Genomic DNA, 23,413 nt, shown 5'->3' with positions numbered 1-23,413 from the left:
ATGTACAGCGTCAAGGAAGCCTTCTATTCGCTGCAGGGCGAAGGCGCCCGCACGGGGCGCCCCAGCGTGTTCTGCCGCTTCACCGGCTGCAACCTCTGGTCGGGGCGGGAGCGCGATCGCGCCGCCAGCCTCTGTCGCTTCTGCGACACCGACTTCATCGGTACCGACGGCCAGCACGGCGGGCGCTTTGCCGACGCCGAGCGCCTGGCGACGCACCTGGCCGAGCTGTGGCCCGGCGGCACCGAGCGTGCCGTGCCGTATGTCGTCTTCACCGGCGGCGAGCCGCTGCTGCAGCTCGATACCGCCCTGATCGCTGCCATGCACGCCCGGGGGTTCGAGGTCGCCGTGGAAACCAACGGCACCCTGCCGGCCCCCGAGGGCATCGACTGGCTGTGCGTCAGTCCCAAGGGCCGGGCCGAACTGACGATCACCCGGGGCGACGAGCTCAAGCTGGTCTATCCGCAGCCGGACGCGCCACCGGGGCGCTTCGCCGCCCTCGAGTTTCGCCACTTCTATCTGCAGCCAATGGATACCCGGCCTGCGGCCATCACGGATGGCGAGCCGCCGCTGGCGGCCAGCCTGGCCTTCTGCCTCGCCCATCCACAGTGGCATCTGTCGCTGCAGACTCACAAGCAACTGGGAATCGACTGATGACCCTGTTCGTCAACGGCCTGAGCCACCTGGATGCCTCGCTGTGGAGCCCCGAGCGCGGTCTGATCGGCGTCAGCTGGCACATCGACGCCGCCCTCCACGGCACGCTCGGCGAGGATGGCATGCTCTTCGACTTCGGCGCCGTCAAGCCCTGGATCAAGGCCGTCATCGATGATGGCCCCGACCATACCCTGCTGATACCGACCGCCGCCGCGGGCGTCACGGTGAGCGACTGCCGCGAGGGGCTCATGGTCCGCACCACCACGCCCTATCCGATGGAGATCCGCGCGCCGCGCCAGGCCTACACCCTGCTCCCCTGGGCCCGCATCGATCGCGAGCGACTGGCCGCCCACCTGAGTGAATACCTGACGCGACACGCCCCGCCCCGCGTCGACGGCGTGGAAATCACGCTGCGCGACGAGGCGATCGAGGCGGCCGGCGCCTACACCTACAGCCACGGGCTCAAGCACCACGACGGCAACTGCCAGCGCATCGCCCACGGCCATCGCTCGCGCCTGCACATCTGGTGCGACGGCCGGCGGCGCCCGGACCTGGAACGCCACTGGAGCGAACGCCTCGACGATCGCTACCTGCTGCATGCGGACGACCGCGAGCCCGACGACGCGCCGAACAGCGGGTCGAACGGCAAGCCAAATGGTGAGCCAATTGGCGAGCCCGAAACCACGGTGATCCGCTATACCTCGCGCCAGGGGCACTTTCGCCTGCGCCTGCCCGCCGAACGCTGCGAGATCCTGCCGACCCCGACCACCGTCGAGCATATCGCCCGCTGGCTGGCCGAGCAGGTCGCCCGGCATCATGCCCCCGGCCAGCGCGTGCGCGTGCAGGCCTTCGAGGGGATCGACAAGGGCGCCCTGGCGGAGGCCGGGCCTTGAGTCGCTCGACAGTCACAACGCCCGGCGAGCAGGCCGAGCGGAGCACCGGCTGTCGCCCCGGCTGCGGCGCCTGCTGCATCGCCCCGTCGATCAGCTCGCCGATCCCCGGCATGCCCGACGGCAAGCCGGCCGGGGTACGCTGCGTGCAGCTGGACGAGCACAACCTGTGCCGGCTGTTCGGCGACCCCCGGCGCCCGGCAGTCTGCCGGGACTTCGCCTTCGATGTCGACGTCTGCGGCAATGACCGCCGCGACGCCCTCGAGCGCATCACGTTACTGGAAACGCTCACCTGAGCACGCCCGCCAGCAAGAAGCCCATTCACAAAAAACCCCGGCGATAACGCCGGGGTCGAATGGTGGTCAGGCGCGAGCGAGCTCAGCGCACCGCCCGGGTGACGACGCGGACAGGGCGCCAATCAGAGACGCTCGACATCCGCCTTGCCCTGCAGGGATTCCAGCAGCCCCTGGATCGCCGCCTGGGCCCGCAGGCGCTCGGCCAGTCGCGCCGCCAGGGCGGACTGACGATCCGAGCTGTCCTGGCTCTCCGGCGTGGTCACCTGATCCAGGGCGATCAGTGCCACGTCCGAATCGAGCATCGCTCGACCATAGACAGGCTGGCCGGCCTCGCTCGGCCGCGGCAGGCGGAACGCCTGATCGATGATCGCCTGCGGCACTTCCCCCTTCCGGGGCTGGCGCGTCACCGCCTCGGCCTTCTGCCAGTCCAGCGCCGGTGCCTTGCCGGACTCGAGCGCACTCGCCAGCTGGGCGGCACGCTCGCTCAGGGCCTTGCGGGTCTTTTCCGCGGTCACCGCGCTGCGCACCTTGTCGCGAACGTCATCCAGCGGCAACGTCGTCGCCGGGCGGTGGTCGGTCACGCGCAGCACCAGGCGGCGCTGGTCGTCCAGCTCGATCACGTCGCTGTTGTAGCCCTGCTCGAGTACCTCGGGCTTGAAGGCCGCCTTCATCACGCCCGGCTCGGCCAGCACGCCATCGGCCGAATCGCGCGACACCCAGTCGCTGTGCTGCACCTCGAGCCCCAGATCCTTGGCCACGCCGGCCAGATCATCGGCGGAGAAGCTCTCGTCGATCAGCCGCTGGGCCTTGTCATTGAAGCGCTCCTCGGCCTTCTGCATGGCCAGCTTCTGGCGCAGCGAGTCACGCATCGACTCGAAGTCGGGGATATCGATGCCCGTCGCCTTGAGCAGGTGCAGGCCATTGTCCGTGGCCACGATGCCGGACACCTGCCCCGGCTTGAGGGAGAAGGCGGCATCCTCGAACGCCTTGCCGAAAATGCCGCGACTGATCACCCCCAGCTTGCCGCCCTTGTCGGCGGTGGTCTTGTCATCGGAGTACTCGGCGGCCAGCCTGGCGAAGCTCTCGCCCTGCTCGAGACGCTGACGCACCTTTTCCAGACGCGCCTTGGCCTCTTCTCGGGTACGCGCATCACCGAAGCTCACCATGATGTGCGCGATGCGACGCGGCGCCTCGCTCTTGCGCTGCTCGTAGGCCTGACGCAGCGCCTGGTCATCGACCTTGACGTCGTCGGCCAGCGCCGACTGGTCGAGCACGACATAGTTCAGCTGAACCTCCTCGGGACGCTTGAACTGCGCCTGATGCGCCTGGTAGTAATCCTCGACTTCCTGAGCGGTGACGGTCACCGGCTGCTCGAGATCATCGGGCGTGAGCGTCACGTAGCGGAAACTGCGCGTCTGGTTCTGCAGGGCGACCAGCTGACGGCGCTCCGACGGCAGCAGGAACTCGCTCTCGGCCAGCCCCTGCTGGATCTGCTGGCGTTGCAGGTCCTGCTTGAGCTGGCGGCGAAACGCCAGGGGCGTATAGCCGGCACTGGCCAGCCGGTTGCGGAACAGGTCGGCGGAAAACTTGCCGTCCTGATCCTGGAACTCGGGGCGATTGACGATGACCTGGTCGAGCTGTCCATCGGACAGGTAAAGGCCGCCATCGGCCGCGTACTGGTCGAGCAGCGACTGGCTGATGAGTTGCTCGATGACCTGCTTGCGTACCTCGCTTTCCTGGTCCGCCGGCACCTGGCCGGAGCGAATCGCGCGTTGCACCTCCGTCTCCACCGCCTGCCGGCTGATGCCTTCGCCATTGACCTCGGCGACATTGTCGGAGCCTTGCGTGAACAGGTTGACGAGGGACTCGATACCGAAGAGGGCGAGCGCGACGATGACGGCCCCGACGATGACCTTGGCGATCATGCTCTGTGAGCGGTCCCGGATTTGTTGCAGCATGCTGGCCTCGGATGCAGTGTTATTCGACAAGTTCACTAACGAAAAAGGCGCATCGCGGATGCGATACGCCTGACAACGGATACCGGGAAAGCACTTCGGGCCCAAGAGGGATGCTGAGCATCACGAATCAATCATCCGCGCACTGATCTGGCCGCTGTCCCCGGCGTCATTCCGTGGAAATCGCGACTCAGTTGACCGAGTCCTTGAGCGCCTTGCCCGCCTTGAAGCTGGGCACCTTGGCGGCGCTGATCTCGATCGGCTGACCGGTTTGCGGATTGCGACCGGTGCGCGCGGCACGCTCCTTGACGGTGAAGGTACCGAAGCCCACCAAGGCCACGGAGTCGCCTTTCTTCAGGGAGTCGGTCACGGTATCGATCATTGCATCCAGGGCACGACCGGCCGCCGCCTTGGGAATATCGGCGGAAGCAGCGATGGCTTCGATCAGCTCGGATTTATTCACACTTCACCCCTTGACTGTTTCGGAAATTACTGGAAATCGGCGCGATTTAGCGGGTGGCCTTGCACGATCACAGCAAAAAGCAATTTATAGCAACGTGCAGGAACGACTGTCAACCAACCTTCGGCGCCAAAGCCCGTCATACCGGGCTTTTCGCACCGGCATGACGGCTTAAATCGGCTTAATGCGTGCTTATCATGCTGCGGGTGGACGCGGTATCTTCGACCCGGCCTTCGTCGCCGTCACCACCGGACACATCGACCAGTGCAATGTCGAGAACTTCATCGATCCAGCGTACAGGCCGAATGTCCAAGGCATCCTTGACATTATCGGGAACTTCCTTGAGATCCCGACGATTCTCCTCTGGAATCAGCACGGTCTTTATACCACCGCGCCGTGCCGCCAGCAATTTCTCCTTGAGACCGCCGATCGGCATGACCTCGCCGCGCAGGTTCACTTCACCGGTCATTGCCACATCGCAACGGACCGGCCGCTCGGTGTAGGCGGAGACCATGGCCGTCACCATGGCGATGCCCGCACTCGGCCCGTCCTTGGGGGTCGCTCCCTCGGGCACGTGGATGTGCAGGTCTTCCTTCTCGAAGCGCTCCGGATCGATTCCCATGGGCACGGCCCGGGCACGGACCACGGTGTGCGCGGCGTCGACCGATTCCTTCATGACATCGCCCAGCGAACCGGTCTTGTTGATGCGGCCCTTGCCCGGCGTGACCACCGACTCGATATTGAGCAGCTCGCCCCCGACCGAGGTCCAGGCCAGCCCGGTGACACGCCCGACCTGGTTCTCCTGATCGGCCAGGCCGTAGCTGTAGCGACGCACCCCGGCGTAGGCCTCGATATCCGCGGCGGCCAGCAGCTGTGGCGCCTGCGCCCCTTCCTTGGCCTCCTTCTCGAGACGCTCGCGCAGTACCTTGCGGCAGACCTTGGCGATCTGGCGCTCGAGCTCGCGCACCCCGGCCTCGCGCGTGTGGTAGCGGATCAGCTCGAGCAACGCCTCGTCGGAGAACGTCAGCTCCTCGTCCTTGAGACCGTTGGCCTTGAGCTGCTTGGGGACCAGATAACGCTCGGCAATGGCCCGCTTCTCGTCCTCGGTATAACCCGGCAGGCGAATCACTTCCATGCGGTCGAGCAGCGGGCCGGGAATGTTCATCGAGTTGGCCGTGCAGATGAACATCACGTCCGAGAGGTCGTAGTCGAGCTCCAGGTAGTGATCGCTGAAGGTGTTGTTCTGCTCGGGGTCGAGCACCTCCAGTAGCGCCGATGAGGGGTCGCCACGATAGTCGGCACCCAGCTTGTCGACTTCGTCGAGCAGGAACAGCGGGTTGCGCACGCCGGCCTTGGTCATGCGCTGGACGACCTTGCCCGGCAGCGAGCCGATGTAGGTCCGCCGGTGGCCGCGGATCTCCGACTCGTCGCGCACGCCACCCAGTGCCAGACGCACATATTTGCGGTTGGTCGCCCGGGCGATCGACTGCCCCAGCGAGGTCTTGCCCACCCCGGGCGGGCCCACCAGGCAGAGTACCGGCCCCTTGAGCTTCTTGACCCGCTTCTGGACCGCCAGGTACTCGAGGATGCGCTCCTTGACTTCTTCCAGGCCGTAGTGGTCCTCGTCGAGCACCTTGACCGCATGGGCCAGGTCATGCTTGACACGGGTGCGCTTCTTCCACGGCACGGCCACCAGCCAGTCGAGGTAGGAGCGCACCACGGTAGCCTCGGCCGAGGTCGGCGCCATCATCTTGAGCTTGCCGAGCTCCTGATTGGCCTTCTCGGCGGCCTCGGCGGGCATGCCGGAGTCCTTGATCAGCTGCTCGTACTTCTCGGCCTCGTTGGGCACGTTCTCGAGCTCGCCCATCTCCTTCTGGATGGCCTTCATCTGCTCGTTGAGATAGTACTCGCGCTGGGACTTCTCCATCTGCTCCTTGACCCGGGAGCGGATGCGCTTCTCGACCTGCAGCAGATCGATCTCGGACTCGATGAGCGCCATCAGGTGCTCGATGCGATCCCGCACGCGATCCATCTCGAGCAGTTCCTGCTTGTCGCCGATCTTCAACGACAGGTGCGCGCAGATCGTGTCGACCAGCCGGCTCGGGTCCTCGATGCCCTGCAGCGAGCTCAGTACCTCGTTGGGCACCTTCTTGGAAAGCTTGACGTACTGCTCGAACTGGTTGAGCAGCACCCGCACCAGCGACTCCTGCTCACGCTCGGTCAGCGGCTGACTCTCGCGCAGAGTGATCTCGGCAATGCTGTAACCGCTTTCCGCCTGGCCGAGCTGGCGAATGTCGGCCCGGGAGGCCCCCTCGATCAGTACCTTGACGGTGCCGTCCGGCAGCTTGAGCAGCTGCATGATGTCGGCCACGGTCCCCACCGCAAACAGATCACCGGCATCCGGATCATCCTGCCCGGCCTCGCGCTGAGCGACCAGCAGGATCCGCTTGTCGGCTTCCATCGCCGCCTCGAGGGCCTGAATGGACTTCTCGCGACCGACGAAGAGCGGGATCACCATCTGCGGGTAGACAACCACATCCCGCAGCGGAAGAAGGGGCAGACTCTGTGTCTGTTCGGTGTTCTGCTGCATTGCAGGCAGTTCCTCACGAATCGGATGGTTGGGCCGCCTGAGCGGCTCATGGCTGGAATGAACAATGGGGGCGGCGCGACCACTTTGCAACCGGGACGGCGGCTGCCGGGACGCGGGAAACGAAAAGGGGGCCTGGCGGCCCCCCGTTCGGAAACAGCCTCGACTCAGCCGTCCTTGTTGGCGACCTTGCCTTCCTCGGAGGAGGAGTAGATGAGCAGCGGATCGCTCTCGCCGGCGATCACCGACTCGTCGATCACCACCTTGGTCACGCCTTCCAGCGAAGGTACCTCGTACATGGTATCAAGCAGCACGGACTCGAGAATCGAGCGCAGGCCCCGGGCGCCGGTCTTGCGCGCCATCGCCTTGCGAGCCACGGCACGCAGGGCGTCCTCGCGGAAGTCGAGCTCGACGTTCTCCATCTCGAAGAGCTTCGCGTACTGCTTGATCAGCGAGTTCTTCGGCTGGGTGAGGATCTGGATCAGGGCATCCTCGGTGAGCTCGGTGAGCGTCGCGATGACCGGCAGGCGCCCGACGAACTCGGGGATCAGGCCGAACTTGACCAGGTCCTCCGGCTCCACGCCGGTGAGGATGTCGCCGACCCCCTGATCGGAGTCCTTGCTCTTGACGGCGGCATTGAAGCCGATGCCGCCCTTCTCGGCCCGATCGCGGATCACCTTGTCCAGGCCGGCGAAGGCACCGCCGACGATAAACAGGATGTTGCCGGTATCGACCTGCAGGAACTCCTGCTGGGGATGCTTGCGCCCGCCCTGGGGCGGCACCGAGGCCGTCGTGCCCTCGATCAGCTTGAGCAGCGCCTGCTGAACCCCCTCGCCGGACACGTCACGGGTGATCGACGGGTTGTCCGACTTGCGGGAGATCTTGTCGATCTCGTCGATGTAGACGATGCCCTTCTGCGCCTTCTCGACATCGTAGTCGCACTTCTGCAGCAGCTTCTGGATGATGTTCTCGACATCTTCCCCGACGTAGCCCGCCTCGGTCAGCGTGGTGGCGTCGGCGATGGTGAAGGGCACGTTCAGCAGCCTCGCCATCGTCTCGGCGAGCAGCGTCTTGCCGCTGCCGGTCGGCCCGATCAGCAGGATGTTCGACTTGCCGAGCTCGACATCGTCGGACTTGCCGCCGGCCCGCAGCCGCTTGTAGTGATTGTAGACGGCCACGGAAAGCACCATCTTGGCGCGATCCTGACCGATCACGTAGTCATCGAGGGTGTCGCGGATCTCGCGCGGAGCCGGCAGGCGATCCTCGTCGCCCTCGGCGTCGGCCTCGAGGACTTCCTCGCGAATGATGTCGTTGCACAGATCGACACATTCGTCGCAGATGTAGACGGAGGGGCCAGCAATCAGCTTGCGTACCTCGTTCTGATTCTTGCCGCAGAACGAGCAGTACAGCAGCTTGCCCTCGTCCTTGCCTTTGCCGTCGGCCATTCGCGTACCTCTTTACGGCGACGGCCCCTGGCGGGCCGCCTGGATATGCAGGGTTGGATTTACGCTATCAGGATACCGGCCGCTTCTCCAGCATCTCGTCGATCAGGCCATAGGCCACCGCCTGCTCCCCGTCCATGAAATTGTCGCGGTCGGTATCCTTGGCGATGGTGTCGATGTCCTGACCGGTGTGATCCGCCAGAATGCGATTGAGCTTGTGACGGATATTGAGAATCTCCTTGGTGTGGATCTCGATATCCGAGGCCTGGCCCTGATAGCCGCCCAGCGGCTGGTGAATCATCATCCGCGAGTGCGGCAGGCAGAAACGCTTGCCCCTGGCGCCACCGGCGAGCAGCAGCGCCCCCATGCTGGCCGCCTGCCCCAGGCAGACGGTGGAAACGTCCGGCTTGATGAACTGCATGGTGTCGTAGATCGACAGCCCCGCGGTCACCGAGCCACCGGGCGAATTGATGTACAGGTGGATGTCCTTGTCCGGGTTCTCGGACTCGAGGAACAGCAGTTGTGCCACCACCAGATTCGCCATGTAGTCTTCCACCGGACCCACCAGGAAGATTACACGCTCCTTGAGCAGGCGGGAGTAGATGTCGTACGCCCGCTCGCCGCGCGCGCTCTGCTCGACCACCATGGGGACCAGGCCGCCGGCGTTTTGAATATCGAACTCATTGCCCATTGCGTGACACCCTTAACATCCGGTGATTGGGATAATCCTGGCTTGCCGACCGACAGTCGCAGTGACTAGAGACCCGGCACTCGGCCGGGTCCGTGCTGCCTGCTTGTCGGCCTCAAGCCTGGTCGTCGGCCTTCTCGTCATCGGCGTCGCCCTCGCCACCCTGCTGCTGGGCGGCCTGGAGTGCCTCTTCGTAGGACATTTCGACGTCTTTAACCTGTGCCTGCTCGAGCAGCTTGTCAACCGCCTTCTCCTCGAGCACGGCAGACTTGACCTGATTCTTCATCTGCTCGTCCTTGAGGTAGTACTCGATGACCTGCTCGGGCTGCTGGTACTGCTGGGCCAGCTCCTCGACCTTGGCCTTGATCTCGTCGTCGCTGGCCTCGAGGCCGTTGTCCTCGATGACCTGGCCGAGCAGCAGGCCGACCTGAACGCGGCTCTTGGCCTGATCGGCGAACAGCTCGTCGGGCAGCTGGGAGACGTCGAAGTCCTCGCCCAGGCCGAACTGCTGGGCCGCCTGGCGCTTGAGCGCGTCGGTTTCCTGGCTGATCAGCGAGGCCGGGACCGGGATGTCGTTGGCGCGCTGCAGCGCCTCGAGCACCTGCTGCTTGACCCGGTTGTCCACCGCCTGCTTGATCTCGCGCTCCATGTTCTTGCGGACCTCGGCCCGGAACGCCTCGAGATCGCCGCCCTCGACACCGAAGCGCGCGATGAAGTCGTCGTCGATCTCGGGCAGCTGCTGGGCGCTGACCTGATGGACCTTGACCTTGAAGGTCGCTTCCTTGCCGGCGAGGTGCTCGGCCTGGTAGTCCTCCGGGAAGGTGACCTTGATCTCGGGCTCGTCGCCGGCCTTGGCACCAATCAGCTGCTCCTCGAAACCGGGGATGAAGCTGTTGGAGCCCAGCACCAGATCATGACCCTCGGCCTGACCGCCCTCGAAGGCTTCGCCGTCGATGAAGCCCTGGAAGTCGATCTTGACCTGATCGCCCTCGGCGGCCTCGCGCTCAACGACCTCCCAGGAAGCGTTCTGCTTGCGCAGGGTGTCGATCATCTGATCGATGTCGGCGTCGGTCACCTCGGCGACCGGGCGCTCCACCTCGGTCCCCTCGATGCTGCTGAGCTCGACCTGCGGGTAGACCTCGAGCGTCGCCACGAACTCCAGATCCTTGCCAGCTTCGTCGACCGTCGGCTCGATGGAGGGATAGCCCGCCGGGTTGAGGCTGTGCTCGGTGATCGCGCGCACGTAGTGCTGGCGCATCACTTCGCCAACCACCTCGTTGCGCACGTCACGGCCATAGCGCTGCTTGACGACGGCCATCGGCACCCTGCCCTGACGGAAACCGTTCAGGCGCACCCGCTTGGCGGTGTCCTGAAGACGTTCGCTGACAGCCTGATCGACCTCCTCTGCCGGTACCTGTACCGTGACGCGGCGCTCGATCGGGGAAGTCGTTTCGACGGAAACTTGCATGAATGGTCCTCTACCGACTAGGGCTGTTTGGAGTACGTTCAAAAGAGATGGATTCTAAGAATCCCGGGGCGACCTGGCAAGTTCGCCCGCTTTCCCCGATACATGGGGGCTGTACCAAAGCTTTGCAAGGGGCTCGCCGACACTCCAGGCCACCTGACGACGAATCGCGACCGAAGCCGGAGAGAAACCGCCGGGGAAACGGAGAACATGCGAGGAACGAGCGAGACTGCAGGATCGGGAAGGAATGAAATGGGGTGGATGATGGGGATCGAACCCACGACCACCGGAGCCACAATCCGGGGCTCTACCACTGAGCTACATCCACCATTTCATGAACTGCATTGCCGACGTCGACGTGGGGTGGATGATGGGGATCGAACCCACGACCACCGGAGCCACAATCCGGGGCTCTACCACTGAGCTACATCCACCACTGTCGTGTCGACTCGCTTGACGCCCTGCCCGAGAGCCTGCCGCCGGACTGCAGCATGGCGCGCCCAGCAGGACTTGAACCTGCAACCCACGGCTTAGAAGGCCGTTGCTCTATCCGGTTGAGCTATGGGCGCCGAACTGTTACGGCCCAGCTACTGCCACAGCCGCGACGAGCAACGCAGCCCATCCGAGGCGTCGCAGCCTGCGGATGGTCGGGGTAGAGGGATTTGAACCCCCGACATCCTGCTCCCAAAGCAGGCGCGCTACCAGACTGCGCTATACCCCGCCGGCGAGACATACGGCCTTGACGCTTGCCTCCGGGCCTCGTCAAGCGCTGCATATTCTACGCAACTTCCTCCGCGAGTCAAGCCCTTAGCATCACCACCTCGCCCCCGGCGCTTTGACTGCGGGGTATTGCGTGCGAAAATCAACGCCACTTCTTTCCCCCGCATCACTGATTGCCGCGAAGCAAAGGAACTTTCGATGACCGCCCAATTGATCGATGGCAAGGCCATCGCCGCGCATGTCCGACAACAGGTCGCCCGCCAGGTAGAAGCTCGCCGCAGCAAGGGTGCCCGCATTCCCGGCCTTGCCGTGGTATTGGTCGGCAACGATCCGGCTTCCGAAGTCTATGTTCGCAACAAGCATCGCGCCTGCGAACAGGCCGGACTGCTCTCCTTTCGCCATTCGCTGCCGGCAGACACCTCTCAGGCCGAACTCGAGCAACTGGTCGACCGCCTCAACGACGATCCGGCGGTGGACGGCATCCTCGTCCAGCTGCCGCTGCCCGACCACCTCGACGCCCGGCCGATTCTCGAGCGCATCCGCCCGGACAAGGACGTCGACGGCTTTCACCCCTACAACCTCGGCCGGCTGGCCCAACGCCTGCCCGTGCTGCGGCCGTGTACGCCCAAGGGGGTGATGACCCTGCTCCAGGAATCGGGGATCCCGGTGCGCGGCCTCGACGCCACCATCGTCGGCGCTTCCAACATCGTGGGCCGGCCGATGGCGCTGGAACTGATGCTGGCCGGCTGCACCACCACCGTCTGTCATCGCTTCACCCGCGACCTGGAGTCTCATGTGCGCCGCGCCGACCTGCTCGTGGTCGCGGTCGGCGTTCCGGGTCTGGTCAAGGGCGAGTGGGTGAAGCCGGGTGCCATCGTCATCGACGTGGGAATCAACCGCCAGCCGGACGGCACCCTGGTCGGTGACGTCGAATACGCACCCGCCGCCGAGCGCGCCAGCTACATCACCCCGGTACCTGGCGGCGTGGGCCCGATGACGGTCGCCTCGCTGCTCGAGAACACCCTGTTCGCCGCCGAACTGCACGACGCCATGCACAGCGACGACTGAATCGATATAATGCGCGCCCTGCAACGCACCATTCAGCAACACATCAGGAGCCCTGAATGAGCGAGACGCCGATGAACGTCGAGAGCTTCAATCTCGACCACACCCGGGTCAAGGCCCCCTACGTGCGCCTGGCCGGCATCACGACCGGCGAGAACGGCGACAATATCCACAAGTACGACATGCGTATCTGCCAGCCCAACAAGGGACACATGGAGATGCCGGCCCTGCACTCGCTGGAACACCTGATGGCGGAGCTGTCGCGCAATCACAGCGACAAGGTCGTCGACATCAGCCCCATGGGCTGCCAGACCGGCTTCTACATCGCGATGATCAATCACGACGACTACGACGGCGTCCTGGATCTGATCGAAAAGACGCTGCAGGACATCCTTGTCGCCGAGGAGGTGCCGGCCTGCACCGAAATGCAGTGCGGCTGGGCCGCCAGCCACAGCCTGGAAGGCGCCCAGGCGCTCGCCCGGGATTTCCTCGCCAAGCGCGATGAATGGCACCAGGTCTTTGCCTGAGCCAGTAGAGAGGACGATTCGCCCCATGCACAAGATCGGCATCATCGGTGCCATGGAGGAAGAGGTCGCCCTGCTGGCCTCCCGCCTGGAGAACCGCCGGACCCGCCATCACGTCGGTTCGACCTTCCACACCGGGCGCCTGAACGGCGTCGAGGTGGTCATTCTGCAGTCCGGCATCGGCAAGGTGAACGCGGCTATCGGCACGACGCTCATGCTCGACATGTATCACCCCGAGGTCATCATCAATACCGGTTCCGCCGGCGGCTTCGGTGACGGGCTGGACGTGGGCGACGTGGTGATCTCGACCGAGGTGCGCCACCACGACGTGGATGCCGTGGTGTTCGGCTACGAGCATGGCCAGGTGCCGCAGATGCCGGCCGCCTACCTGCCCGACGACCGTCTGGTGCGCGTGGCCCGCGAGTGCGTCGAGAGCCTCGGCCACCTGCGCGTTCACGAGGGCCTGATCGCCACCGGCGACGCCTTCATGGCCTGCCCCGATGCCGTCCAGCGCACCCGCGAGCGTTTCCCGACGATGCTCGCCGCCGAGATGGAAGCCGCCGCGATCGCCCAGACCTGCCACCTCTACGGCTGCCCCTTCGTGGTGATCCGCGCCCTCTCGGACATCGCCGGCAAGGACTCCAACCTGTCCTTCACGGCCTTCATCGACCAGGCGGCCCGCCACTCCGCCGAGATGGTCGCGGCCATGGTGCAGCGGCTGGGCACCCCGCAGGCGACGCCGCAGGAAGCCTGAGCTCCTGCCCCGCCGTGGCAACGGCCGGAAAGCGGCCATGAAAAAGCCGCGCCCCTCGGGGCGCGGCGTTTTCGTTGCAACCCGTCCTGGCGAGCACTGGATGGCGCTCAGCGCTCCAGCACCCAGGTGGTGCCTTCCCGGGAATCCTTGAGCACGATGCCCAGCGCGGCCAGCTCGTCGCGGATGCGATCGGCCTCGGCAAAATCCCGGGCCTTCTTGGCGGCCGCCCGCGCGGCAATCCGCGCCTCGATTTCCGCCTCGGCCAGCGGCAGCGCCCGCCCGCCCTGGAGAAACGCTGCCGGCACCTGCTCGAGAAGCCCCAGCACCTGCCCCAGACGCTTGAGCTCGAAGGCCAGCGCCGCGGCGCGCCCGGCATCCTCGGCCTTGGCCCGGTTGAGCTCGCGGGCCAGTTCGAAGAGCACCGACAGCGCCTCGGGCGTATTGAAGTCATCGTCCATGGCTGCCGTGAAACGCGCGGCATAGCCGGCGTCGACATCGCCGGCCACCGGCTCGACGGCGTCGAGGGCATTGTAGAAGCGCTCCAGCGAGCGCCGTGCGTCGTCGAGCGCATCCGGGGCATAGTTGATCGGGCTGCGATAGTGGCTCGACACCAACAGGTAGCGCACCACTTCGGGGTCGTGCTCGGCCAGCACGTCGCGGATGGTGAAGAAGTTGCCCAGCGACTTGGACATCTTCTGCTGGTCGACCCGCACCGCGCCGGCATGCATCCAGGTGTTCACGTAGCGCTGCCCGGTCGCCGCCTCGCTCTGGGCGATCTCGTTCTCGTGGTGCGGGAACGTCAGGTCCGGACCGCCGCCGTGAATGTCGAACGTCTCGCCCAGGCAGCAGGTGGACATCGCCGAGCACTCGATGTGCCAGCCCGGACGCCCCTCGCCCCACGGCGATGGCCAGCTCGTCTCGCCCGGCTTGGCCGCCTTCCACAGCACGAAGTCGAGCGGGTCCTCCTTGTGGGTGTCGACTTCCACCCGTGCCCCGGAGCGCATCTCGTCCAGGTCGCGGTTGTTGAGCCTGCCGTAATCGGCGAAGCGCCGCACCCGGTAGTAGACATCGCCGTTGTCGGCCCGATAGGCGTAGCCCTTGTCGATCAGCGTGGCGATCATCGCCTGGATGTCGTCGATGTGCGCCGTGGCACGCGGCTCGAGGTCCGGGCGCAGCACGCCGAGCCGCGCCTCGTCCTCGTGCATCGCCGCGATCATCCGCTCGGTCAGCGCGGCAATGGGCTCGCCGTTTTCCTCGGCGCGCCGGAGGATCTTGTCGTCGATGTCGGTGATGTTGCGGACATAGGTCACCTCGAAGCCGCGCGAGCGCAGGTAGCGGGTGATCACGTCGAACGCCACCATGACCCGGGCATGGCCGATGTGGCAGTAGTCGTAGACGGTGATCCCGCAGACGTACATGCGGATCCTGCCCGGCTCGATCGGGACGAAGGTCTCCTTGGTGCGCGTCAGGGTGTTGTAGATCTGCATGATCAGCCCTTCTTCTGGATCTTGGCCCAGGTGTCCTTGAGACCGACGATGCGGTTGAAGACGCGCCGCCCCTCGGCGGCGGCATGGCGATCCGCGCAGAAATACCCCACCCGCTCGAACTGGTAACGGGTCTCCGGCGCGACCTCGGCCAGGCTCGGCTCGGCGCAGCCCTGCACCACCGTCAGCGAATCGCGGTTGAGGTGCTCGAGGAAGTCGACGTCCCGATCCCGATCGGGCGCCTCGACCTGGAACAGGTTGTCGTAGAGGCGCACCTCGACCGGCACGGCATGCGCCGCGCTGACCCAGTGGATCACGCCCTTGACCTTGCGTCCTTCCGGATTCCTGCCGAGGGTGTCGAAATCCACCGAACAGCGCAGCTCCTCGATCTCGCCGGCCGCGTTCTTGATCACCTCGTCGCAACGAATCACATAGGCGTTGCGCAGGCGCACCTCCTTGCCCGGCGCCAGGCGGAAGAACTTCTTGGGCGGCTCTTCCATGAAGTCATCGGCGTCGATCCAGATCTCGCGGGTGAACGGCAGGCGGCGCACGCCCATGTCGTCACGCGCCGGGTGGCCCGCCACCTCGAAGGCCTCGTCATGGTCCTCGGGAACGTTGGTCAGCACCACCTTGAGCGGCTTGAGCACGCACATCGCCCGCGGCGCGTTGTCCTCGAGGTCCGAGCGAATCGCATGATAGAGCATGGCGATATCCACCATGCCACCCTCGGCCCGAGTGACCCCGATCATCTCGCAGAACTTGCGAATCGAGGCCGGCGTGTAGCCGCGCCGGCGCATGCCGGAGATGGTCGGCATGCGCGGGTCGTCCCAGCCGTCGACCACCCCTTCGTCGACCAGCAGCTTGAGCTTGCGCTTGGAGGTCACGGTGTAGTTCAAGTTGAGCCGCGCGAACTCGATCTGGCGCGGCCGCGCCGGCACCGGCAGGTTGTCCAGGAACCATTCATAGAGCGGCCGATGGTCCTCAAACTCCAGGGTGCAGACCGAGTGGGTGACGCCCTCGATGGCATCGGACTGGCCGTGGGTGAAGTCGTAGGACGGATAGATCTTCCACTTGTCGCCGGTCTGGTGATGGGACGCATGGCGAATCCGGTAAAGAATCGGGTCGCGCAGGTTGATGTTCGGCGAGGCCATGTCGATTTTGGCGCGCAGCACCTTCTCGCCCTCGGCGAACTCGCCCCGGCGCATGCGCTCGAGCAGATCGAGGTTCTCCTCCGGCGAACGGTCGCGATACGGGCTCGGGCGCCCCGCCTCGGTCAGCGTCCCGCGATACTCGCGAATCTCGTCCGGCGACAGATCATCGACGTAGGCCTTGCCCTCGCGCACCAGGTGCTGCGCCCAGGCATACAGCTGGTCGAAGTAGTCGGAAGCAAAGCGCACCTTGCCGGCCCAGTGAAAGCCCAGCCATTCCACGTCGGCCTTGATGGCGTCGATGTAGGCCTGCTCCTCCCTGGCCGGGTTGGTGTCGTCGAAGCGCAGGTGACAGTCCCCGCCAAACTGCTCGGCCAGCCCGAAGTTCAGGCAGATCGACTTGGCATGGCCGATGTGCAGGAAGCCATTGGGCTCCGGCGGAAACCGGGTGACCACGGTATCGACCTTGCCCGCTTCGATCTCCTCGCGAATCTGGTTGCGGATGAAGTTCGGGGCGCTGCTGCTCTCGTTGGTCATGGGACGTCGGGGAACCTCTTGATGATCGGGTATCGCAGACGGCCAAGCCTATCGGCTTCGCCTGTCGCTGGAAAGCGGCTATTATAGCGTGACGCTCGCGCGCTACGCCAAGGCGCCCCCACCCAGACAGTCCGGAAGAATCCCATGATCGTTCTGCATACCAACTACGGCGAAATCCACCTGCAACTCGACCATGAAAAGGCCCCCGCGACGGCGGCCAACTTCGAGCAGTACGTCCGCGACGGCCATTACGACAACACCCTGTTCCACCGCGTGATCGACGGTTTCATGGTCCAGGGCGGCGGCTTCGACACCGACTTCGAACAGAAGCCGACCGGCGCGCCGATCGACAACGAGGCCGACAACGGCCTGAAGAACCGCAAGGGCGCCGTGGCCATGGCCCGCACCCAGGACCCGCACTCCGCCACCGCGCAGTTCTTCATCAACGTCGCCGACAACGACTTCCTCGATCATCGCGGCAAGACCCCGCAGGGCTGGGGCTACTGCGTGTTCGGCGAGGTGGTCGCCGGCATGGACGTGGTCGAGAAGATCAAGGGCGTGCCCACCACCCGCCGCGGCATGCACGCCGACGTGCCGGCCGAGGACGTGATTCTCGAGCGCGCCGAGATCCGCGACTGAGCCACTCGATCCGACGCCCGCCGGCCATTGCCGGCGGGCGTCGTCGTTTCACTCACCCACCGATGCGCCCCTTGCCATGACCACGCTGTTGATTTCCGACTTGCACCTGCACCCCGGCGCCCCCGAAGTCGCCGACGGCTTCCTGCGCTACCTGGATGGCCCGGCGCGCCAGGCCGAGTGTCTGTACCTGCTGGGTGACATCTTCGAGGCCTGGATCGGCGACGATCATCGCGGCGAGTTCGAGACGGGGATTCTCGAGGCCCTGCGCCGGCTGAGCGACGCGGGCACGGCCCTGTACTTCATGCACGGCAACCGTGACTTCCTGGTCGGCGAGGGCTTCGCCGAGGCGACCGGCGCCACCCTGCTGGGCGACCCGAGCGTCGTCGAGCTGGGCGGCGAACGCGTCTTGCTGATGCACGGCGACAGTCTCTGCACCCGTGACGAGGCCTACATGGCCTTTCGCGCCAAGGCCCGTGACTTCCAGTGGCAGGCCCAGATCCTCGCACTGCCGGTCGAGCAGCGCCTGGCCCTGGCCCGCGACCTGCGCCGCCAGTCCGGCGAAGCCAATTCCACCAAGGCCGAGGACATCATGGATGTCACCCCGAGCGAGGTGGAGCGTGTGATGGCCGAGCATGGCGTGCGCACGCTGATCCACGGCCACACCCATCGCCCCGCCGTGCACGAGCTGGAGGTCGACGGTCAGCCGGCACGCCGCATCGTGCTCGGCGACTGGCAGCCGAACCGCGGCTGGGAGGTCCGCGTCGCCCCCGGCCTGCCGCCGCAGCTGCGCGACTTTCCGCTCAGCCCCTGAGGCCGTCCGCTCGGGACGGCCCTGTCAGGGGGCGCAGGTCGTCGAGCGCGACAGCGACTGATCGAGCAGCGTCCGCCAGCGCAGCAGCACCGGGGCATCGGTCTGCGTCACCTCGCCCAGCAACTGGCGCAGCGCTTCCGCGGCCTGCTCGTCCTCCGGCGCCAGTACCTCGAGCCACAGCTCCAGCGCATAGAGCTGGTGATGCGGATTCTCGTGTTCCCGCGCCTGCTCCAGCGCCTGTTCCAGCAGCACACGCACCACCTCGGGCGAGCGCCCCAGCCGATGATGGACCCGCGCCAGATGCACGCAGAGCTCTGGCACGAAGAGCGAGCCGCGTTCGCGGGCCATCATCAGGCACTGGTCCAGGTAATCCTCGGCGCGAGTCAGCTCGTCGAGCGCCATGCAGGCATCGATGTACCACAGCATGGGGCGCTGATGCCGGTCGCGCCCGACCAGCTCGGTGAACTCGTCCAGCCCGGCCTCGATCATCGCCAGCCCCGCGCGGTCCCCGGTCAGGGCACGATGCCAGCCCAGCGCGCACTGCGCCGTCATGTGCCAGAGATGCAGGTCGGGCGTGCGGGTCAGCTCGAAGGCGCGCTCGGCCCGTGCCCCGGCCAGATGGACATGCCCCAGCTGCCGATACAACGCCGCCGCGCTCATCAGGGCCAGCGCCAGCGACCCCGGGTGGTTGAGCGTCTCGGCCAGGCGAACCGCCGCCTCGACCTGCTGCTCGGCCCGCCGGTAATCCCCGCGCAGGCACAGCGCCCAACCCTGATAGCAGGCCGCCGCCACCTGCGGATGGTCGGAGAACGGCAGCCACTCCATCATCATCGGTTGATGGAGCGGGTCGATCTCCTCGAGATGATCCAGCGCCTGACGCACGCGCCCCGCCCAGTATTCGCAATGCGCCCGGGCATAGGCCGCCAGGCGCCGATAGCGGGGGTCGGGCAGCTGCTCGGCCAGCGACGCCATCCCCGAGGCCAGCGAGAAGGCATCCGCCTGGGCAAAACGCTGACTGCACCCCACCCAGAGCCCCCACTTGACCAGAAAGCGCTGCTCCAGCTCGGTTTCCTCGTCGGCGCAGCGGGCCCCCTCGAGCAGCTCGCGTGCCTTGACGAAACTTTCGTGTGCCGTGGGCGAACCATGCCCCTCCAGCGCAAAGGCGGCCTGGCCACGCACCGTGAGCAGGCTGATCTCCCGCTCCACCTGCCCCTCGATCTGGCGCAGGCTGGCCAGCCCCAGGTCGGCCATGTGCAACGCCGTGCGATTGGCACTGACCTTGAGCGCCTCGCGGGCGGCCAGCTCGAAATAGCGCGCCCCGCGGGCATAGTGCCCGCTGCGCCGCAGATGCGTGGCGAAGTCACCCGGGTGGCGGCTGATCCACATCGGGAAGCGCTCCTCGATCAGCCCGACCACCTGCTGGTGGATGCGCGTGCGCACGTCCCGCGGGCAGGACAGGTAGGCGGCCTCCTGCAGCAACGGATGGGTGAACTGGTACTCGTACTCGCTGTGGGCATCGCAGCGCTCGATGATCTCGAGCCGCTGCATGTGGTCGAGCGCCTGCTTCAGGCGCTCGGGGTCGAGCTGGCTGCATTCGCGCAGGAAGTCCAGGCGGAACTGGCGACCGAGCACCGCCGCCACGTGCGTCACGTGGCGATCGCTGTCGAGCTGGTCGATGCGGCTGGCCAGCAGCCCGAGCAGGCCGCGCGGCAGCTCGTCGACCTGGATGCTGCGCCCTTCGCGGCGGTCCATGTCGAGACGCCGGCAGATCTCCTGAAGGTAGAGCGGCACGCCGTCGCAGCGCTCGATCAGCTGGCCGCGAAGACGCGGGCTGAGATGCAGGCGGTAGCGCCGTGCCAGCTGCGACAGCAGCCGCGACGACTGCATGGCGTCGAGCTTGTCGAGCAGCAGCTGCTGATCCCAGTGGAGGCGAACCGGCAGTGGCTCGCGGCCGTGATGGCTGGCCACCAGCAGAAAGGCGGTATTGATCGGCAGCCGCGCCTGCAGGCCGGCCAGCAGCTTGAGGGAGGGCTCGTCGATCCACTGCAGGTCGTCGACCAGCAGCACCAGCGGCTTGCGCACCGCGGCGCGCTCGATCATGCGATGCAGCACCCCGACCAGCAGCTCGACCGCCTCGCCGCTCTGGGCGGCGGCCAGCGAGTCATCGACCTCGGCCAGCCCCAGGGCCTGCTGCAGCAGCTGCCAGGAAGTGGGTGCCTGCAACAGCGCCTCGTCGCCCTGCGCGCTCAGCAGTTCCGCCAGGCTCGCCTCGTCGAGGCACTCGTCACAGCGCCAGCGCAGCATCAGCCGCGCCAGCCCGAACGGCTCCTGCATCGACATGCGCGTGGTCGACTGCCAGCACAGCGCGACGTCCTCGCTCTGCACCAGCTGTCGAAAGCTCACCATCAGTGCCGACTTGCCCATCCCGGACGCCCCCTGCACCAGCAGGCTCTGGCGCAGCCCCAGCCCGGCGCGGGCCAGGGCATCGCGCAGCTTGCGCAGGGCGCTCTCGCGACCGATCAGGCTCGGCGGCACCGCGCTGCGCCCGCTCTCGTTGACGCCCAGCACCAGGGCGCGCAGCCGTACCTTGCCGTCGCTGGCCAGCAGGCGCGTCGACAGGCGCGGCTGCAGGTCCAGCGCCGGCGGCATGTGCTGGCTGGCCTCCTGGGAGATCACCAGTTCGCTGCCCTCGGCGGCGCTCATCAACTCCAGCGAACGCTGGGTCACCTGACCCAACGGGTCGACCAGCTGCCGCTCCGGCAGATAGAGCACACGGCCGCTGTCCAGCCCGGCGGCCAGATCGAAGCGCGGCATCTCGCCATGGCCGCTCCAGAGTCGCGCCGCCTCCTCGGGCAGGGCGCGGCGGCAGTGTTCGTAGAGCGCCACCAGTTCCGCCAGCTGGTGTGCCGGCCCGTGGGTACCGAAGCAGGCCAGGCCGAGCCCGCCCGTGGCTCCCGGCAGCCAGAATCCGCCGAGATGGTGGCACTGGCGCTCCAGCCAGCGCAGCAGCTCGATCTGCAGCGCCAGGCAGGCCCGGGCCTCGCCACGCTCGTCCCACTCGCCCCGCAGGCGCAGGCGGATGGCCATCACCGACAGCTGGCGATGCTCGATCTCGTCATCGCTCAACGGCTGGCTGTCCGCCGCCAGGGTCCGCGAGTAGGCCCCCTGGGGCGTCACCGGGGGCGGGGTGTCGCCGCGTCCGTCCGACCAGTAACGGGCCAGCTGCAGGATGCTCGGTTCGGGCTGCTGGCCGGACAGGGCCAGCAGCTGGAGATAGGCGTTGTACTCTTCGTGGGCCGCGGCGGACTGCCCCTGCTCGATCAGCTGCCGGATCAGCCGCTCGTGGAACGGCGCATAGCCGGAAAAGCGGCTGACCAGCGTGCGCAGCAGGGCATCGGGCAGCTCCTGCCGCCCTTCGAGCACCTGCTCGGCATAGCTCAGCACCCGCTGGCGCCACTCGCCGCGCATGCGGACCAGCCAGCGTTGATAATCCGCACATTGCGCGAGTTGCAGGTCCTCGACGAGGTCGCCACGATAGACGGCCAGCACCTGCTCGAGCCCCGCCGCATCCGGCGTCCGGTCGAGCAGGGTCTCGAGCTGCTTGAGATCGAAGCGCCAGTTGCCGGGCAGCGCGAAGGCGATGGTCTGACGCGATACCTCGAGGGTGCGTTCGGCCTCGTCGCCCAGGCTCTGGCGCAGGCAATGCAGCGCGTGACGCAGATTGGTCCGACCGGAGGACAGCCCCTGGTCGGGCCACAGCAGTTCGGCCAGCGCCGCGCGGTTGGCCGGCTGCTCCATCAGCAGCAGATAGACCAGCAGCGCCTTGACCTTGTCGTAACTGAACTGGGTGAGCGTATCCTCGCCCAGGGAGAGCGAGAAGTGACCGAACAGCGTCAACTGCGTGTTGCCGGAAGAAGACCGTGCCATTGTTATCAGTTCCTGCGTTGTTCGTCAGCGAGGGCGAATACGCCACCCGGACCGCGGCACGCGTGTCAGGCCGCCGCCGGCAGGCCGCTGTGAAAGCGGAAGGTGGCATCGGGTGACTCGATCAACTCTCGCTCGCGTTCGGCGAAGAAGGCGATGCGTGTGTCGATGCTCGATGCCGAGAAGCGCCTGGCCAACATCAGGTAGTCCTCATAATGCCGCCCTTCCGACTTAACCAGAGTGCGATAGAACTTGGCAAGCTCCGCATCCAGGTGCGGGATGAGGGCCGCGAAGCGCTCGCACGAGCGCGCCTCGATGAAAGCGCCCACGATAAGGATATCGACCAGCCGCTCGGGATCTTCAGTGCGCACATGCCGACGCAGTCCCTCGGCATAGCGCGAGGCCGCGATATGCCGGTACTCGACGCCGCGCGATTCCATCAGCCTGACCACCTGCTCGAAGTGCAGCAGTTCCTCGCGGGCGAGTTGCGACATCTTGGTCAACAGCAGGGGCCGGTCGACATAGCGATACATCAGGCTCATCGCGGTGGAGGCCGCCTTCTTCTCGCACTGGGCGTGATCGATCAGCAGCAGCGCCTGATTGGCCAGCGCGGCGGCGACCCAGGCCTCGGGCGTCGCGCACGGCAGGAAGGCCAGCAGGTCGGGGGACAACAGGGTTTCTCGGGTATCAGGCATGGGATTCACGTCGTGGGTTCATCGGGGTCGCGGACGTCCCGGCAGGCTTCGGCGCGTGCCAGCAGGGTCGTCGAGATCGCCTCGTGAAGCTGCACCGGCGACAGGCCGGCACCCGCCGCCCGCGGCGCGAGCCCGTAGCGGCGAATGTCGCGCATGCGCTCGCGCCCTACCCGCAGCAGCTCCACCGCGCGCGACAGCGCCGGCTGCTCGGCACGAAAGCGAATGCCGTGCCGCTCGAGCTGGGCCTGGAGTCGATCCGCATCCGTCACCTGCAGATAGCGGCCGGCCACCGCCACGCGCCAGCCGTCCAGGCGCTGCATCACCGCCTGGCGCGTGGCGTGATCGTAGCCGAACCAGTCACGTATCTCGTGATCGCTGCGCTGGCAGCCCCGACAGACGGTGTCGCCGACGGTGGTGGAACACAGTCCGACGCAGGGGGAAACGATTCGTCGACTCATGGGACCTCCCGGTTGGCTTCCCATGGTAACGCGCCGTACGCCGGCCGACGAGATGGCCATGCCGGCCCCTTCCGCGACGACCAGCGCCATGCGACCAAAAGCGGGCTATCGCGCCTCGTCCTCGACTTAACATTGTCGACAGTTTCGCGTAAAATGCGCTCGCTCTAGTCAGGGCATTAAAAAGCAGGACTTGTGCGATTTTCAGCGACGTTCGCTGCCA

At 66.3% G+C, this 23,413-nt stretch carries 19 protein-coding genes and 4 tRNA genes; 8 read left to right on the top strand and 15 right to left on the bottom strand.

From position 1 onward, the window contains the following. The 3 genes from queE to G7A98_RS09395 are packed head-to-tail and all read left to right on the top strand — an operon-like array spanning position 1 to position 1,837. Positions 1-651: a 7-carboxy-7-deazaguanine synthase gene (gene queE / locus G7A98_RS09405; RefSeq protein ID WP_163649408.1), complete on the top strand. Its 651-nt coding sequence runs from the start codon at positions 1-3 to the stop codon at positions 649-651. Then, positions 651-1,544, top strand: a complete 894-nt coding sequence (locus tag G7A98_RS09400) for a 6-carboxytetrahydropterin synthase (RefSeq protein ID WP_163649407.1) — start codon at positions 651-653, stop codon at positions 1,542-1,544. The genes queE and G7A98_RS09400 overlap by 1 nt, the downstream gene beginning before the upstream one ends. Continuing rightward, positions 1,541-1,837 carry a YkgJ family cysteine cluster protein gene (locus tag G7A98_RS09395; protein WP_163649406.1) on the top strand — a complete coding sequence of 99 codons (297 nt, stop codon included), beginning with the start codon at positions 1,541-1,543 and terminating at the stop codon, positions 1,835-1,837. Before G7A98_RS09400 ends, G7A98_RS09395 begins: the two co-directional genes overlap by 4 nt. Before the next feature lie 122 nt (positions 1,838-1,959). On the opposite strand, the gene G7A98_RS09390 is transcribed toward G7A98_RS09395, so the two are convergent. From G7A98_RS09390 to G7A98_RS09345, 10 genes are all read right to left on the bottom strand, one after another. After that, positions 1,960-3,795, bottom strand: a complete 1,836-nt coding sequence (locus G7A98_RS09390) for a SurA N-terminal domain-containing protein (protein ID WP_163649405.1) — start codon at positions 3,793-3,795, stop codon at positions 1,960-1,962. Between the two features lie 187 nt (positions 3,796-3,982). Beyond that, complete coding sequence (gene hupB / locus G7A98_RS09385; protein ID WP_163649404.1) at positions 3,983-4,255, bottom strand: nucleoid-associated protein HU-beta; 273 nt, start codon at positions 4,253-4,255, stop codon at positions 3,983-3,985. 178 nt (positions 4,256-4,433) lie between these two features. After that, positions 4,434-6,842, bottom strand: coding sequence for an endopeptidase La (lon, locus tag G7A98_RS09380; protein ID WP_163649403.1), 2,409 nt, complete (start codon positions 6,840-6,842; stop codon positions 4,434-4,436). Between the two features lie 164 nt (positions 6,843-7,006). Continuing rightward, positions 7,007-8,284, bottom strand: a complete 1,278-nt coding sequence (clpX, locus tag G7A98_RS09375; RefSeq protein ID WP_163649402.1) for an ATP-dependent Clp protease ATP-binding subunit ClpX — start codon at positions 8,282-8,284, stop codon at positions 7,007-7,009. 67 nt (positions 8,285-8,351) lie between these two features. Beyond that, on the bottom strand, positions 8,352-8,972 hold the full coding sequence (gene clpP / locus G7A98_RS09370) for an ATP-dependent Clp endopeptidase proteolytic subunit ClpP (RefSeq protein ID WP_163649401.1): 621 nt from the start codon (positions 8,970-8,972) through the stop codon (positions 8,352-8,354). A gap of 112 nt (positions 8,973-9,084) precedes the next feature. Further along, positions 9,085-10,437: a trigger factor gene (gene tig, locus G7A98_RS09365; protein ID WP_163649400.1), complete on the bottom strand. Its 1,353-nt coding sequence runs from the start codon at positions 10,435-10,437 to the stop codon at positions 9,085-9,087. A gap of 250 nt (positions 10,438-10,687) precedes the next feature. Next, positions 10,688-10,762: transfer RNA gene (locus tag G7A98_RS09360), tRNA-His, on the bottom strand. Between the two features lie 31 nt (positions 10,763-10,793). Then, positions 10,794-10,868 (bottom strand) — tRNA-His (locus tag G7A98_RS09355). A 58-nt stretch (positions 10,869-10,926) separates the two neighbouring features. Further along, positions 10,927-11,003: transfer RNA gene (locus tag G7A98_RS09350), tRNA-Arg, on the bottom strand. Positions 11,004-11,078: 75 nt separating this feature from the next. Next, positions 11,079-11,155 (bottom strand) — tRNA-Pro (locus tag G7A98_RS09345). A gap of 197 nt (positions 11,156-11,352) precedes the next feature. On the opposite strand from G7A98_RS09345, the gene folD reads away from it, so the two are divergent. From folD to mtnN, 3 genes are read left to right on the top strand one after another with little or no spacing between them, the layout of a single operon-like run. Then, the gene (gene folD, locus G7A98_RS09340; RefSeq protein ID WP_163649399.1) at positions 11,353-12,222 is read left to right on the top strand and encodes a bifunctional methylenetetrahydrofolate dehydrogenase/methenyltetrahydrofolate cyclohydrolase FolD; all 870 of its coding nucleotides are present in this window, start codon (positions 11,353-11,355) and stop codon (positions 12,220-12,222) included. Between the two features lie 56 nt (positions 12,223-12,278). After that, on the top strand, positions 12,279-12,746 hold the full coding sequence (locus G7A98_RS09335; RefSeq protein WP_163649398.1) for an S-ribosylhomocysteine lyase: 468 nt from the start codon (positions 12,279-12,281) through the stop codon (positions 12,744-12,746). Positions 12,747-12,771: 25 nt separating this feature from the next. Beyond that, a complete protein-coding gene (gene mtnN / locus G7A98_RS09330) occupies positions 12,772-13,497 on the top strand; it encodes a 5'-methylthioadenosine/S-adenosylhomocysteine nucleosidase (RefSeq protein ID WP_163649397.1) in 726 nt (241 codons plus the stop codon). A gap of 107 nt (positions 13,498-13,604) precedes the next feature. On the opposite strand, the gene cysS is transcribed toward mtnN, so the two are convergent. Both cysS and G7A98_RS09320 read right to left on the bottom strand, forming a co-directional pair. Then, on the bottom strand, positions 13,605-14,984 hold the full coding sequence (gene cysS / locus G7A98_RS09325) for a cysteine--tRNA ligase (RefSeq protein WP_163649396.1): 1,380 nt from the start codon (positions 14,982-14,984) through the stop codon (positions 13,605-13,607). Positions 14,985-14,986: 2 nt separating this feature from the next. After that, entirely contained in the window at positions 14,987-16,666 is a 1,680-nt protein-coding gene (locus G7A98_RS09320) for a glutamine--tRNA ligase/YqeY domain fusion protein (RefSeq protein ID WP_163649395.1), read from the bottom strand. Positions 16,667-16,810: 144 nt separating this feature from the next. Here G7A98_RS09320 and G7A98_RS09315 point away from each other — a divergent pair, with 144 nt between their 5' ends. Both G7A98_RS09315 and G7A98_RS09310 read left to right on the top strand, forming a co-directional pair. Then, the gene (locus tag G7A98_RS09315; protein ID WP_163649394.1) at positions 16,811-17,305 is read left to right on the top strand and encodes a peptidylprolyl isomerase; all 495 of its coding nucleotides are present in this window, start codon (positions 16,811-16,813) and stop codon (positions 17,303-17,305) included. Between the two features lie 76 nt (positions 17,306-17,381). Continuing rightward, complete coding sequence (locus G7A98_RS09310) at positions 17,382-18,116, top strand: UDP-2,3-diacylglucosamine diphosphatase (protein WP_163649393.1); 735 nt, start codon at positions 17,382-17,384, stop codon at positions 18,114-18,116. Positions 18,117-18,140: 24 nt separating this feature from the next. Here G7A98_RS09310 and G7A98_RS09305 read toward each other — a convergent pair whose 3' ends face one another. The 3 genes from G7A98_RS09305 to G7A98_RS09295 all read right to left on the bottom strand — a co-directional run bounded on the left by G7A98_RS09305 (position 18,141) and on the right by G7A98_RS09295 (position 23,193). After that, on the bottom strand, positions 18,141-22,043 hold the full coding sequence (locus G7A98_RS09305) for an AAA family ATPase (RefSeq protein ID WP_163649392.1): 3,903 nt from the start codon (positions 22,041-22,043) through the stop codon (positions 18,141-18,143). A gap of 65 nt (positions 22,044-22,108) precedes the next feature. Further along, positions 22,109-22,735 (bottom strand): tRNA-(ms[2]io[6]A)-hydroxylase, encoded by a 627-nt coding sequence (locus tag G7A98_RS09300; protein WP_163649391.1) that lies wholly within the window; start codon positions 22,733-22,735, stop codon positions 22,109-22,111. Positions 22,736-22,740: 5 nt separating this feature from the next. Next, on the bottom strand, positions 22,741-23,193 hold the full coding sequence (locus G7A98_RS09295) for a DUF1289 domain-containing protein (protein ID WP_163649390.1): 453 nt from the start codon (positions 23,191-23,193) through the stop codon (positions 22,741-22,743). Between the last annotated feature and the right edge of the window lie 220 nt (positions 23,194-23,413).

It is taken from the genome of Modicisalibacter sp. 'Wilcox', assembly GCF_010993675.1.
Classification (GTDB): Bacteria; Pseudomonadota; Gammaproteobacteria; order Pseudomonadales; family Halomonadaceae; genus Modicisalibacter; species Modicisalibacter tunisiensis.
Note: the sequence above shows the minus strand (reverse complement) of the source record. Positions and strands in the feature narration are given on the sequence as shown.